The sequence below is a fragment of the Nocardia shimofusensis NBRC 100134 genome (genome assembly GCF_001613125.1).
GTDB classification, from domain to species: Bacteria; Actinomycetota; Actinomycetes; order Mycobacteriales; family Mycobacteriaceae; genus Nocardia; species Nocardia shimofusensis.
This window is the reverse complement of the sequence record NZ_BDBT01000004.1, coordinates 189,065-203,115: the sequence shown is the minus strand read 5'-3', so window position 1 is coordinate 203,115 and position 14,051 is coordinate 189,065. Positions and strand designations below refer to the sequence as shown.

The following is a 14,051-nucleotide window of genomic DNA, read 5'->3' as shown; positions in this document are numbered from 1 at the left end:
TCTCAGACCAGTTGTGCGGGCACGAGGCGCGGGTAGCGATCCTGGGCGGCGAGCAGCGCCGTCAGGCCCTTCGAACCGAGATAACAGAACGGCTCCGGCGGATACGGCTTCTCCTTGCCGTTGACGAACAGCAGGTTGGTGTAGGTGGTGTCACGGCGAAGGATGAGATCGCGCAACACCTTGCCGGTCGAATGCGTGACCGCGATGCCGTTCCCGCAGTAGCCGTGACCGTAGAAGACCCCGTCGCCCAGCGTGCCGACGTGCGGAACGATCTCGCGGGTCATGGCCACCGCGCCGCCGTAGGTGTGGCTGAACCGCACATCCCGCCACTGCGGAAAATAACGTGTGAGCACCGCGCGCAACGCCGCGGTGGCAGGCGGGTTGTCCATGTACTTGCTCTCGTCCATGTCCCGGCCGAAGTGGTAGTCGACCTTGCCGCCGCCGAACAGCAGCCGGTTGCCCGCGGTCAGCCGGCCGAACACGATGAAGTTGCCCGCCTCGACGAATCCTTCGCGTTCGGGCCAGTGCACCTGGTCCAACTGCCGGTCGGTCAGGGGCTCGGTCACCGCGGCATAGCTCCACACCGGCGCGACCTTGCGTTTGAACTGAGGGAACTGGAACTGGTAGGCGTTCGTGGCGTACAGCACGTTGGGCGCGGTCACCCGCCCTCGCGGGGTGGACGCGACATGCCCGCGGGCGGTGCGCGTCACGTCGGTCACCCTGGTCGACTCGTGGATGTGAACGCCCATCTCGGTCACCACTCGATACAGCCCACGCGAGAGCTTGTGTGGGTTGATCAGCGCTCCGCCGACCTTGAACGCGGCCGTGATCGCGGGCGAACCGATACGCTCGCGCGCCGCGGCCGTGTCGAGCAGTTCTATCGACGACTGCCCGCCGAACTCCCCGCTCAGTTCGATATCGCGCTCGAGCAGCTTGCGTTGGGCGTCATTGGTGGCCACTTGGTAGTAGCCGTTGCGTTCGTATTCCGCGTCCACGGAGTACTTGCGGCAGAACCGCTCGAGTTCGAGCATCGACTTGCCGACCACCGCGTAGGCGAGCTTGGCTCGCTGCGCGCCGAAGCGGTGCACCAGCGCGCCGAGACTGTGCCCGATCGTCGGAGTGACGAAGCCGTCGTTGTGCCCGGAGGCGCCGGCGCCGGCGTACTCGGCCTCGAGGATGTGGATATCCATCGACGGATCGGCCTGCTTGAGGAAGAAGGCAGTCCACATCGCGGTGTATCCACCGCCGACGATCACCAGATCACAGTCGACGTCTCCGCTCAGCGGCGGTCCGGGCACGACCGGTTCGGTCTCCCGCCAGTAGATCTCATGTTTCGGCTCGTCACCCCGCGTACCGCCCGCGGCCCCGATCGACTGCGTACCCACCATCGCTGCTCCTCACACACGCTCGAAAATCAAGCGGCCGAGCCCGAAATGCCTCTTCTGGAAGGCATCGGCGGCCGCGTTCAGGTATCTCTCGTAGTTGTCGACCACTTCCTGCCCGACCATTCGTTCGGCGAGGGCGCGGTTGGCGAGCATGCGGTGGTTCCATTCCCGGCAGGTGCGCGCGTAATGGTCGGCGTCGTTGCGCACCCAGACCACATCCATCAGCCGTTCGGCGGCCTCGAAGATCTCCGACATCCACGGCAGTTCCGATTCCGGGAAGATCGTGTCGATCATGAACAGCAGGTCTCGGACGGTCTGCCGATCCATCCGGGTGTTGTTCCCCTTGGTCATGGTCTGCAGGGCGAGGCGTCCGCCCGGCGGCAACCAGTCACGGCAGCGCAGGAAGAAGTCGCGGTAGGCCGCCACTCGCTGCGGGCGGCGCAGGCCCATGTCGGCGAAATGCTCGAAGGCGCCGATCGAGATGACGGCGTCGTACTGCTCGTCCGGCCGATGCTCGGCCCAGTTCTCCACCCGCACGTCGTAGCGCTCGTCCGCCCAGCCCGCGACCGAATCCACCTGGGCCTGGCTCAGGGTCAGGCCGACGACCTGTTCGACCTCGTGAGTCTGCACCAGCCGTCGCAGCAGCGCTCCCCAGCCGCTGCCGACGTCGAGCACCCGCCGGGCTCCGACGGCGTGGGATTCCCGGATCAGCAGGTCGTGTTTGCGGTCCTGAGCTGCCTCCAAGGTGTCCTCGGCCGCGCTGCCGTGCGGATCCAGCCACAGTCCGCACGAGTAGGTCAGCGAGGAATCCAGCCACAGGGCATAGAACTCGTTGCCGATGTCGTAGTGGCTGCGAATGGCGTCCGCCGACGCGCCCAGGTAATCCGTCTCCGCCGTCATTTCGCGGCCGCCTCACGACCGGCGGCGACAACGCGGTTCAGCCGCTCCATCCGGGCCGCCAGCGTGATCCGCCCCTCCAGGCGGAACGGCGGGGGCTGCCTGCCGTCGGTATCGGCGAAGCCGTACTGGACAGCGAGATCGCCGACCGCGAGCCGCTTGCCGGAGTGCTCGATGACATCGGGGTCCGCGGCCAGGTGAGCGATCGCGCGCCCGACATATTCGGGAGAATGCACGACCTGGGCCGGCCCCTCCCCCAGCAGATCCCACGCCGCCTCTACCCGCTCGGTTCGCACGAACCCCGGATGCACAGCGACAGCGCCCACTCCGTGTTTGCGCAGCTCGTATCCCATCCCGACGACCATCCGGTCCGACGCCGTCTTGCACACGTCGTAGGCGGTCTGGCCGAGGTAGACCTCACCGTCGGTGAACGACACGTTGACGATCAGCCCGCTCCGGCCTGCGATCATCAGCGGCGCGGCGAGTCTGGAGGCGACGAACTGACCGCGCAGCGAACCCGCGAACAGTTCCCAGCGCCAGGCAGGCTGCTTCCAGAACGGCGCGTCGAACTTCGCCTCGGGCCACCGCTCATAGCCCGACCAGGCATTGTTCACCAAAATGTCGAGCTTGCCGTCGGTTTCGGCGATCTGGGCGAACAGCCTCTCGGTGTCGGCGTCATCGGTGTGATCGCAGCGCACCGCCACCCCGAGCCCACCGCGAGCGGTCACCTCGTCGGCAGTGTCGTCGATGGTGCCGGGCAGGCCCTCGGTCGTCGGCTCACCGCGCACGCTGCGTCCGGTCACATACACTTTCGCGCCCGCCTCGCCGAGCGCGAGGGCTATGCCGCGGCCGACGCCTCGGCTCGCGCCGGTCACGACCGCGACCTTCGAGCTCAACACTGGTGGCTGCCAGCCATTTTCGAGTTCGGTCACGCTGATTCCTTCCGATCGGAGCCGAGTTCCGGGTGAGCCCAGTACTCGAGGGTGCGCCGGTACGCGTCCCGGTCGCTGACGGCCGGCACGTCGAACTCCTCACGCAGTTCGGGCAACGAGCTCGGCAGCACGCCGCCGCAGGCGTTGGTCACCTCGCTCGTATCGATGAGCACTTGAAGGAACGTCCGCGACATCGGCGCGATCCGCTCCAGCGGGACAGGCAGCGGCAGCGTCGGATCCACCACCGGCACCGGCGTGATCGATCGGCCCCGCGAGGCCGCGTGTTCGACCATGATCTCCTGCGCTTCGTCGGCGGTCATGGCTTCGCCGCCGTAGGTCTGCCACAGCACTCTGCCCAGTGCGTCCGCCTCGACCGCTCGCGCGATGGCGTGCGCCGTGACGTCCAGCGGCACGAAATCCATCAGATTGCCCGGGTGCAGCGGAAAGTAGGGCGCCTTGCCTCGGCAGAACCACTCCGATACCTGCTGGACGATCTGCGGCCGGCTGCTGGCGCCGGTCACCGAATCCCCGATGACGTTGGTGGGCCGATGAATCGAATAGGGCAGGCCACTGCGCGCGACGAGCCGCTCCGATTCCAGCTTGGACCAGATGTAAGGGGTCACGACGTTGCCTGGCCGCAGATCGTCGATCCCGCCTCGCTCGAGTGCGTGGACGAAGCACGAGCTGATCAGGTGGATCGGCGCGCCGGCGGCCCGCGCGAACTCGATGATCCGCGCCGTCCCGTCGATATTGATGCCCTGGTAGATCTCCCTGGTCTGGCCCCAGTTCGTCAGCGCGCCGGAGTGGACCACGACGTCGACACGTTCGGCCAGTTCGTGCCACTGCGCCTGCGGCAGCCCCAGCAGTGGCTGCCGGAGATCGGCCCACAGCACCTCGTCGGCTTCGGGCACCTCGGTGTCGGAATGCGCGAGCCCGACGACGTGGAAGCCGCGCAGTTCCGCGGCGACCGCCCGGCCGACCACTCCGGAGACACCGGTGAGCAATACGGTGCGCAACATAGCGTCACATCCTCGTCAGATCGACCACGGCCAAGGGATCGAACCGTCCTGCTTCGAACATGTTTCGGCACCGATGGCGCTGGATCTTGCCGGTCGGGGTCTTGGGCAGACTGTCGCGGTCGAGGAAGACGCATTCGTCCAGCGACACAGCAGCTTTGGACATCGCGGCCGACGCGGCGACCGCGGCCACATCGCGGTAGTCGGTGTCCCTGCCGCTCACCTCGATGAACAACGTCAGCCGCTGCATCGAGCCGGACCGGTGCGCGACCAGGGTCGAGCACCCCCTGCGCACCCCGTCGATGCCGTCCACGACACTCTCCACCTCGCGCGCGTACACCTTGCGGCCGGCGATCGAGATGAGGTCGTCGGTACGCCCGACCGGATACAGGTGACCGTCCTTGACGAAGCCCAGATCGGAGGTGTGCAGCGCGCCGTCGCGAAAGGTCTCCGCGGTGCGCGTCGTGTCGGCCCAGTACCCGGTGGCCAGACTCGGCGAGCGCACGACGATCTCCTCCAGACGCCCTGTCCCCGAATCGATCAGCTCGACATCCCGGCAGGGCGTACCCGCGCTGACCACGGCCGCGCCGAGCGGGTCGTCGGGTTCGACCTCGATCAGTTCCGAATCGGCCAGGGCGGTGGCATCCACCACCACCCTCCGCCACGGCTGGTCGCCCTTGGGCATGGAGGTGACGGCGAGAGTGGCCTCGGCGAGCCCGTAGGCGGGCACTATTCCCTCGGGTCGCAGACCGAACGGTGCCAGGGACTCCGCGGCGAAACGAAGGGTCTCCCATTCCACCCGCTCGGCACCGATGATGCAGTTCTCTACGGTGCTCAAGCCTCCGCCCGGCATGTTCCTGCCACGCTTGGCCGACCGCGCCGCCAGATACAGGGCGGTGTTGGTGCCCGCGCTGGACCGGCCGCCGAACTGCGCCATGTCCGAGAACCAGGTGCCCGGCGAGAAGGTGAATCGTTCGGGCGTCGACAGATACAGCGAGAAGTCGTTCGCCCACGACGAGAGCAACCCACCGAACAGGCCCATGTCGTGGGACAACGGCAACCAGGAAACGAAGACATCGCGGTGTGGCCGCGCGTCGATGAGATCGGCGATGATGTCCAGCTGTGCCGCGATGGCACGCGGCGTCAGCGCGCACCCTTTCGGGCTGCTCGTGCTGCCCGACGAGTACTGGATGAACGCCAGCTCGTCATCACCCGGCGGGGACGCCGCCACCCGTCCGGTGTCGGCGAACGACTCCCAGGTCCGGAATCGGAATCGCCCGGTCAGCGAATCCGGTAGCAGCGCGAGCAGATCGGCCTCGATCAAGAAGATCACAGGTTCCAGCTGGTCTGCGATGACCCTCAGCTGTTGGGCGTACTCCTCGAAGGTCATGCCGCGGGCCGGCACGGGCAACGACGCCACCGAGCCGCCTGCGAACCACACGCCGAGGAGCCCGCGCACCACGTGCGGGTTGTTGGTGAACACGGCCGCCACCCGGGCGCCGGGGCCCACGCCGACCTTGCGGAGACCAGCGGTGGTCGCCTCGGCGTCGCGGATCACCTCGTCCCAGCTCGATTCCCGGTAGCGGTCGCCGACCCAGCAGTGCAGCGAGTTCCGGAACGACCGGCCCTCGCCGGTCAGGCGGTCCCACAGACCCGGCCCGGACCGTCGTTCACTCGACATCGGCGGCTCCGTCGCGGTTGGGCCGCTCGGCCAACGGCTTCGCCGGCGACGCCGGCGCAAGCCTGCCTCCGCCCGTGCGGGCCAGCCCAGCGGCGCGGGCCCGGATCCGCTCCTCCGGAATGCGCACGACATCCCAGGCCAGCCCGGTGATCTCGAGGGCACGGATGAAGATCGCCGTGAGATCGATTTCCCACCAGCGCATTCCGTGCGAGGCTGCCTTGGGAAAGGCGTGGTGGTTATTGTGCCATGCCTCGCCGAAGGACGGGATCGACAGCCAGGCGACGTTGCGGGACTCGTCGGGAGTGTCGAACCGCCTTCTACCGTAGTAGTGCCCGATCGAATTCACCGCGTAGGTCACGTGATTGGCCAGGAAGATGCGGACCAGACCGCCCCACAACATGCCGGTCAGGAAGCCCTGCCAGGATTGCGTCAGGGCGAGCACGATCAGGCCGGGCGCCACGATCCCCGCGATGACTATCTCCACGAAATGTAGAGAGATGAACCGAATGTCCCTGTCTCGGGCCAGATCCGGACAATATCGGATCGGGTCCGAGGTCAGGTTCTTGTCGAACAACCAGCCCAGGTGTGAGTGCCACAGCCCCTGCAGCACACCCCGAATGCCCGGTACATGGTCCAGATACGGGCTGTGTGGATCGCCGGGTTTGTCGGCCACACGGTGGTGGCGCCGGTGATGCGAACACCAGATCAGCGCCGGGCCCTGTCCGGCGATCGTGCCCGCCACCGCGAGGAAGATCTTCATCGGCCGCGAGGTCTTGAACGATCGATGAGTCAGCAGCCGATGGTAGCCGGCCGAGATACCGAGGATGGCGATCGAATACATGATCGCCAGGGCGATCAGGTCCGCCGGGCCCACATACTTGTTCCACAGCAGCACGATCGCGACGACCACGCCGACGAGCGGAAGTATCGAAGAGGCCAGGATGAACCCGTAATGGTCACGCCCATCCACCGGCCTGTCCCTCCGTCACAGCCCCGCGACCCGCTATGGCCTCGTTCCCCACCCGGATCAGATCTCCCAAGGTCTTCGCGTCGGCCGAACGCGCCGGATCGAACTCGACCTCGTGTTCCTCCTCCAGGCTGAACACCACTTCCGCGATCTGCAGGCTGGACAGCCCCATGTCGCGGAGCTCGGTGTTCTCGTCGAGGACGATGTCCTTGGATTGCTTGCCGCGCATCTGTCGACGGATGAGCACTTCGACTTCGCCGATGGTGATCAATGCAATTACCTCCTGAATCGAGTCGCGTGATCGGGACTCGTTACTCATCCGCACCATCATCCAGCCGATACGAATCGGCATCGCCGAATAGCTCGAGCAACTGCGGAATCCGATTGACAAAGGCGATTTCGGCGACAGGGGAGAGTTCGGCGACGGAGACGAGCTCGTTCGGAATTCGCCGTACATCCACGTCCCGACAGGAGCAATCTACCGTCGCCTCCTCTGCTCCGTAAACTTCCGGCGACGGCTTCCAGCACAGCTGCGAATCGGCCCCATGGCGGCGCGAGCCTCCCGGCGTCGGGAGATTTGAAGGGCGCCGCCGGCACCACTTACCGTCGAATCACGGCTGGTCCGTGCGCTGCTGCGACGGCGAGTCACTGATGCTCACCCGTCAAAGGGAATCCATGGCTGATCAGGTAGAAGTGTCCGATGCGTTGCTGACTTACGTCCGCGACGTTTCCCTGCGCGAGGATCCGGTGCTGCGCGAACTCAGGGAGACGACAGCGGGGCTGCCCTTGGGGACGGCAATGCAATTGATGCCGGAGGAAGGACAGCTCCTCGCGCTTTTCGTCAAGTTGTGCGCCGCGGAGAGGGTGATCGACCTCGGCACATTCACCGGCTACAGCGCTCTGGCCATGGCCAGAGCACTCCGCCCCGGTGGCCGGCTGATCACCTGCGACAACTCCGCCCGCTGGCTCGGAATCGCCGAGCATTACTGGCAGCGCGCGGGTGTTGCCGACCGGATCGAGGCGCGGATCGGTGACGGGGCGAAAACTCTGGGCGAGCTGGCCGCAGAATTCGGGCCGGACTCCTTCGACTTGATCTTCATCGACGCCGACAAGATCGGCTATCCGGACTATTACGAGTCCGCACTCGCCCTGCTGCGCCCCGGCGGCCTCATCGTCATCGACAATACGTTGTTGCGCGGACGTGTCATCGACCCGGAAGCTTCGGACCCGGAGTCCGCAGCGATCCGCGCGCTCAACAAACGTATTTCCGGCGACAGCCGGGTCGATATCGCACTGCTGGTCATGGCGGACGGCATCACATTGGCGCGCAAGCGATAGCGACGGATGGAGATTCGATGACCGAGGGAATTACGGTATTCGGCGCAGGCGTGATGGGATCCGGCATCACCACCCTGGCCGTCGGGCACGGCATCCCGGTGCATCTGGTCGATATCGATGCTGCCGCATTGCAGCGTGCCGTGACGATGGTCGACAGGCAATTGCGGCACGCGCAACTGCTCGGCGCGCTGCCGGCCGACGCGGAATTCGGCACTCTGACGACCGCCTTGTCCACCGGAGGACAGATCGCCTCGGCAGCGGCCGTCGAGGCGATCACCGAGGACGCCGATCTGAAACGCAAACTGCTGGCGGAGGTCTCGGCTGTCTGCGCCGCGGACACCCTGCTCATCTCCAACACCTCCAGCATCCCCATCGACGAGCTGGCGACCGCCGTGGCCCGGCCCGAACAGCTCGTCGGCATTCATTTCATGAATCCGCCCTACCTGATCGAGACCTTCGAGGTGATCCGCGGGCCTCGCACCGGCGAGGCCGCGATGACCGCGGTCACCGCACTGCTGGCCCGTCTCGGCCGAAGGAGTGTGGTGGTGCGTGACTCACCCGGCTTCGTCACCAGCCGGCTGTTGCATCCGATGATCAACGCCGCCGCGCGGCTGGTGGGCGAGGGGGTGGCCGCCGCGGCGGACATCGACGCGCTCATGCAGGGCTGCCTCGGCCACCCGACCGGCCCGTTGCGCACCGCCGACCTGATCGGGCTGGACAACCTCGCCGATTCGCTCAACGTACTGGCCGCTCGGCTCGGCGACGACAGTCTGCGCCCCTGCGAGGCGCTGCTGGAGAAGGTGCGCGCGGGCGAACTCGGCCAGAAGACCGGTGCCGGCTACTACACCTACGACGGGATTGCACCATGACCAGCGATGTACCGACCGCCTCCACCTCACCGACCGCCTCCACCTCACCGACCGCCGGCGATGTGCAGCGGGCTCTGATCGAATATCTGCAGGCGAAGACCAAGACCGTCGTCACCGTCGACCAGGACCTCGTCGACAGCGGTCTGTCCTCTTCGATGCTGGCGATGGAATTGGTGGTGTTTCTGGAAGGCCGCTTCGATGTCGCCATCGTCGGCCTCGACCTCAAGCTGGAGAACTTCCGCTCGGTGGGCCGGATGTCGGAGCTGGTTCTGCGCCTGCGCGCCGACGAGGAGCAGAGTCTCGATGCCTGATCGGCTGGCCGAACAACGCGCCCTGGTGCGCGCGACAGTCGCCGATCACCCCGGCACCTGGGATGCCGAAGGCGCCATACCCGTCGAGGTTCTACGCGGACTGGGCAAGGCGGGCGTGCTGTGCGCACAGGTGGATTCGGCCTACGGCGGCCTGGGCGCGACAAGTATCGACAACGGCGAACTCACCGCCTTCACCGGCGCGCTGTGCAGCTCGACCCGCAGCGTGATGACCTCGCAGGGAATGGCCGCCTGGTCGATTCGACGACTCGGCGACCGCGAGCAGCGCCGCGAGCATCTGACCGAGCTGGTCTCCGGTCGGCTGGCCGCCGTGGCCATGTCCGAGCCGGCGGCGGGCAGCGATCTGACGGCGATGCGGACAGAGATCCGACCGGACGGCGACGCTGTGGTGATCGACGGCCGCAAGCGGTGGACAACCGCCGCGACGACCTCCGATGTGCTGGTGGTTTTCGGCCGATACGGTGACGGCGGCGCAGCCGTGCTGGTACCCACCGATACGCCGGGAGTCCGGCTGCGTCCGGTCGAGTCCCCGGTGGGTTGCCGGGCGGCGGGGCACGCGCACATCGATCTCGACGGCGTGCGCGTACCCGCGGCGAACGTGCTCGGCGGCGGTGGCGCCCCACTGTCATTTCTGGTGACAGCGGCCCTCGCCTACGGGCGGTTCTCGGTCGCGTGGGGGTGCGTCGGCATACTGCGCGCCTGCCTGTCCGCGGCGACCGGGCACGCCGGTGGCCGCGAGCAGTTCGGCGTCACGATCGACCGCCATCAACTCGTGGCCCGGCACCTCGCCGAACTCTACGTGTCCGAGCGTGCCGCCACGCGTGCCTGCGAGCATGCCAGCCGCTGCTGGGACGCGAACTCCCCCGAGGTCGTCGCGGCCACCGTACTGGCCAAATACACCAGCGCGCGGCACGCGGCGGCGGGTGCGGCGAACGCCATGCAGGTGCTCGCCTCGGCGGGTGCGGACGACCACGGCGTGGTGGCGCGCGCCTTCCGCGACGCCAAACTCATGGAGATCATCGAGGGCAGTAACGAAATCTGTCAGTTGATGCTCGCCGAACACGCGATTTCGACATCTGGAAGCGACACCGCCGAAGGGCTGGCCTCATGACCGCGGAAACCTCCACCATCAAATGCCTGGTCTGGGATCTCGACAACACGCTGTGGCGGGGCACGCTGCTCGAAGGCGGCGCCGATGAGCTGTTCGACAGCGTGCGTGACATCCTCGAAACCCTCGATCAGCGCGGCATTCTGCATTCGATCGCGAGCAAGAACGATCACGACCTGGCCTGGCAGCGCCTCGAAGAACTCGGCATCGCGGAATATTTCGTGCTGCCGAGGATCGGTTGGGGTCCGAAATCGCGCGCGGTCGAGCAGATCGCGAAGGAGTTGAACTTCGCGCCCTCGGCCATCGCGTTCATCGACGACCAGCCCACCGAGCGGGCCGAGGTGGCGTTCCATCTGCCCGAGGTCCGCTGCTATGCCGCCGAACAACTCGTCACTCTGAGCACCCTGACGGAGTTCACCCCGGCCATGGTCACCGTCGATTCACGGCGGCGCCGCGCGATGTACCAGGCGAACTTCCGCCGCGATGCCGAGCGGGAGGGCTTCGAGGGTCCCGACCATGCCTTTCTGCAGACCCTCGGTTTGGAACTGCGGATCGACCGGGCCACCGACGCCGATCTCGCCCGGGTAGAGGAACTCACGGTGCGTACGACGCAGATGAACACCACCGGCGTCTACTACCCGGAGGACACATTGCGCGCCCTCGTCGACGATCCGCGCCATGAACTGTTGGTGGCGTCGATGTCGGATCGGTTCGGGCCGTATGGCGCGATCGGCATCGTGCTGTTCGAGAAGTTCGACTCCGTGTGGCATCTGGAACTGCTGGCTACCTCGTGCCGGGTGGTCTCCCTCGGCGCCGGTTCGGCGATCCTCAACTGGCTGTCGACCGAGGCCGCGCGCAGCGAGGTCCATCTGATCGCCGACTTCCGGGCGACAGAGCGCAATCGGATCATGGACGTGACCTACCGCTTCGCCGGCTACACCGACGAACCCTGCGCGTGCCGAGACGAGCTGGCGCCCGTGCCGGAGGAGCTGAGCCGCCTGCACCTGGTTCCGGCGGCACACGAGCCGCCGGACACGCTGCGGCTCGTCTCCCCCGACCTCGGTACTCCTCAGCGCACCGCCACCGGCGCCGTCCACCAGTAGCTCGCACGCTGAAACGGATACGTCGGCAGCGCCACGCGGCGCGCGCCGAAACCGTCGAATACCGCGGGCCAATCGATGTCCGCTCCCGCGCAGTACATCCGGGCCGCTCCCTCCAGGGCGGCCCGGATGTCCGAGATGCTCGTCTCGATCGCGTGGATCCCGCCCTCCACTCGCACGGCCGCGGCGACGGCTGCGGTGCGTGCCGACTCCGTGAGCTGCCGGGTCCAGTAGGCCGGCGTGCGCAGTTCGGCCGGGTCCGCCGCGACACTCGCCACCATCGGCAGGTGCGGCTCACCGAACTCCACTGCGCGCGCCAGAGCAGTGAATTCCCGGCTGTCCCCCGAGCGCGCCACGGCCAGACGGCAGGCATCGGGCAAGGACAGAATCCCCGCGACGTGGGCTGCCGCGATCTCCCCGACGCCCCGGCCCGTCACGACTTCGGGACGCAGGTTCCAGGAGTCGAAGAGCGCCGACACCGCCAGCTCATGGGCGAAGGTCAGGCATTCCGCGTCCACACCGTCGGCCAGTCGTGTGATCTGCTCTCGGATCTCGTCGAAGGTCCGGGCGTAGAGGGGAAAGGCACGCAGATCCGCGTCCGGCTCGGCCCGCTCCGGAAACCACGATGCCATGCCCTGTTTCGTGCCGGAAGTACCGCGAATCGCTTCCGCCTCCCCACCTTCGGACAGCGTGGCCACATCGGTGAGCGTTCGCGGTAGGTCGACGGCGAGGACCACCGCCCGCCACGGCAGATGCGCGCGGGTGGTCGCGAGCGAATACCCGATGTCGAGCACATTCGCTCCGGGGTGTGCCCGCAGATGCGCCAGCAGCCGTCGGGCCTGCGCGGCCAGGGCCTCCGGGCTCGCCGCGGAGATCGGCCAGGGAACGAGGCCCGGTGTCGCGCGGTCCGAATCGAGCGCGGCCGATTCGACCGCAGCCTCGGGTGCGGACTCCAGAACGATGTGGGCGTTGGTGCCCGAGATCCCGAAGGACGACACCGCCGCCCGGCGCGGACCGTCGTGCGCCGGCCAGGGCATGTTCTCGGTCACCAGTTCCAGTGCGCCACTGGACCAGTCGATGTCCGGCGACGGCTCGTCGACGTGCAGTGTCTTCGGCACGATCCCGTGCCGCATCGCCTCGATGAGTTTGACGATGCTCGCGATGCCGCTCGAGGACTGCGCGTGACCGATATTGGATTTGACCGAGCCGAGCAGCAGCGGGCGATCGACCGGGCGGTCGCGGCCGTAGGTGGCCAACAGGGCGTGTGCTTCGATCGAATCGCCCAGCCGCGTCCCCGAACCGTGCGCATCCACGACGTCGACCTCGTCCGGCGCCACACCGGCATCCGCGAGCGCCTGCCGGATCACCCGCTGCTGAGTCTGCCCGTTCGGCGCCGCCAGCCCGTTGGAAGCCCCGACACGGTTGACCGCCGAGCCGCGGATCAATGCGAGAATCGGGTGTCCGTGCGTACGTGCGCGCGAAACACGTTCCAGCAGCAGCAATCCGGCGCCCTCGCTCCACCCGGTGCCTTCGGCGCCCGCCGCGAAGGAGCGGCACCGGCCGTCCGGCGCCTGCCCTATCGACCGGGCGAACTCGGTGTACATGTGCGGTGTCGCATTCACCGCGACACCGCCGGCCAGCGCGAGCTCGCTCTCGCCCAGCCGCAGCGACTGGCAGGCCAGATGGACGGCCACCAGCGAGGCCGAACACGCGGTGTCCACGGTGACAGCCGGGCCCTCCAGTCCCAGCGCGTAGCCGACACGGCCCGACATGACACTGCCCGCGACACCGGTGACCAGGTGATCATCCGGGTCGTCGAAGACCGACGCGGTGGCAGCGTACAGGCGATAGAACGCGCCGATATAGACACCGGTCCGGCTGCCGCGCAGCGACCGCGGATCGATGCCCGCCCGCTCGATCGCCTCCCAGGCTGTCTCCAGCAGCAGGCGCTGCTGCGGATCGGTCGCGCGGGCCTCCGCCTGCGTCATCCCGAAGAACTCGGCATCGAAATCTCCGGCGTTGTAGAGGAATCCGCCCGCGGCCTGCCGCAGAAGCTCAGCGGCGGCGGGTTCCGGGAACCAGCCGCGGTCCGGCGGCGGCTCCGAGATGACGTCCTCACCGCTGGACACCACGCGCCAGAGGTCCTCCGGCGATTCGATGCCGCCCGGATAGCGGCATCCGATACCCACCACCGCTATCGGCTCGCGCATCGTGTCCCTGGCCTCGCGTAGCTGGGAGCGGCAGGATTGCAGTTCGGCGGTGACCTTCCGGAGGTATTCCCGGAGCTTCTGCGTGTTCTCGTCCACTCGAGCCTCATCTCTCATCCGGTGTGCCCTCCCCGAACCTCGCCGGTGTTCCCGACCGATTCCTGTTCTGCCCCCTCGACTGCCCGCAGCGCCCGCGGTGGGCACAACGGGTCGGCCGAGGCG

The 14,051-nt window shown here is 67.3% G+C and carries 13 protein-coding genes; 5 read left to right on the top strand and 8 right to left on the bottom strand.

Features of this window, described 5'->3' with window-relative positions:
• Window positions 1-2 precede the first annotated feature (2 nt).
• The 7 genes from NS3_RS06405 to NS3_RS29930 are packed head-to-tail and all read right to left on the bottom strand — an operon-like array spanning window position 3 to window position 7,335.
• On the bottom strand, window positions 3-1,388 hold the full coding sequence (locus tag NS3_RS06405) for an NAD(P)/FAD-dependent oxidoreductase (RefSeq protein WP_067855065.1): 1,386 nt from the start codon (window positions 1,386-1,388) through the stop codon (window positions 3-5).
• Window positions 1,389-1,397: 9 nt separating this feature from the next.
• Window positions 1,398-2,285: a class I SAM-dependent methyltransferase gene (locus NS3_RS06400; RefSeq protein WP_067855062.1), complete on the bottom strand. Its 888-nt coding sequence runs from the start codon at window positions 2,283-2,285 to the stop codon at window positions 1,398-1,400.
• Window positions 2,282-3,214: an SDR family NAD(P)-dependent oxidoreductase gene (locus NS3_RS06395; RefSeq protein ID WP_067855059.1), complete on the bottom strand. Its 933-nt coding sequence runs from the start codon at window positions 3,212-3,214 to the stop codon at window positions 2,282-2,284. The genes NS3_RS06400 and NS3_RS06395 overlap by 4 nt, the downstream gene beginning before the upstream one ends.
• Entirely contained in the window at window positions 3,211-4,233 is a 1,023-nt protein-coding gene (locus tag NS3_RS06390; protein WP_067855057.1) for an SDR family oxidoreductase, read from the bottom strand. Before NS3_RS06390 ends, NS3_RS06395 begins: the two co-directional genes overlap by 4 nt.
• 4 nt (window positions 4,234-4,237) lie before the next feature.
• On the bottom strand, window positions 4,238-5,911 hold the full coding sequence (locus tag NS3_RS06385) for an AMP-binding protein (protein ID WP_084495095.1): 1,674 nt from the start codon (window positions 5,909-5,911) through the stop codon (window positions 4,238-4,240).
• On the bottom strand, window positions 5,901-6,881 hold the full coding sequence (locus tag NS3_RS06380; RefSeq protein WP_067855054.1) for an acyl-CoA desaturase: 981 nt from the start codon (window positions 6,879-6,881) through the stop codon (window positions 5,901-5,903). The genes NS3_RS06385 and NS3_RS06380 overlap by 11 nt, the downstream gene beginning before the upstream one ends.
• Window positions 6,868-7,335, bottom strand: a complete 468-nt coding sequence (locus NS3_RS29930) for an acyl carrier protein (protein ID WP_245649484.1) — start codon at window positions 7,333-7,335, stop codon at window positions 6,868-6,870. The genes NS3_RS06380 and NS3_RS29930 overlap by 14 nt, the downstream gene beginning before the upstream one ends.
• A gap of 218 nt (window positions 7,336-7,553) precedes the next feature.
• Between NS3_RS29930 and NS3_RS06370 the strand changes: the two genes are divergently transcribed.
• Genes NS3_RS06370 through NS3_RS06350 form a run of 5 tightly spaced genes read left to right on the top strand, consistent with a single transcriptional unit; the run spans window position 7,554 to window position 11,625 of the window.
• Window positions 7,554-8,216, top strand: a complete 663-nt coding sequence (locus tag NS3_RS06370) for an O-methyltransferase (protein WP_067855403.1) — start codon at window positions 7,554-7,556, stop codon at window positions 8,214-8,216.
• 17 nt (window positions 8,217-8,233) lie between these two features.
• Window positions 8,234-9,085: a 3-hydroxyacyl-CoA dehydrogenase family protein gene (locus NS3_RS06365; protein WP_067855048.1), complete on the top strand. Its 852-nt coding sequence runs from the start codon at window positions 8,234-8,236 to the stop codon at window positions 9,083-9,085.
• Window positions 9,082-9,396, top strand: coding sequence for an acyl carrier protein (locus NS3_RS06360; protein WP_218018195.1), 315 nt, complete (start codon window positions 9,082-9,084; stop codon window positions 9,394-9,396). Before NS3_RS06365 ends, NS3_RS06360 begins: the two co-directional genes overlap by 4 nt.
• On the top strand, window positions 9,389-10,525 hold the full coding sequence (locus tag NS3_RS06355; RefSeq protein ID WP_067855045.1) for an acyl-CoA dehydrogenase family protein: 1,137 nt from the start codon (window positions 9,389-9,391) through the stop codon (window positions 10,523-10,525). The genes NS3_RS06360 and NS3_RS06355 overlap by 8 nt, the downstream gene beginning before the upstream one ends.
• Entirely contained in the window at window positions 10,522-11,625 is a 1,104-nt protein-coding gene (locus tag NS3_RS06350; protein ID WP_067855042.1) for an HAD-IIIC family phosphatase, read from the top strand. Before NS3_RS06355 ends, NS3_RS06350 begins: the two co-directional genes overlap by 4 nt.
• Here NS3_RS06350 and NS3_RS06345 read toward each other — a convergent pair.
• A complete protein-coding gene (locus tag NS3_RS06345; RefSeq protein ID WP_067855039.1) occupies window positions 11,592-13,928 on the bottom strand; it encodes a type I polyketide synthase in 2,337 nt (778 codons plus the stop codon). The two genes, NS3_RS06350 and NS3_RS06345, sit on opposite strands and share 34 nt — an antisense overlap.
• Between the last annotated feature and the right edge of the window lie 123 nt (window positions 13,929-14,051).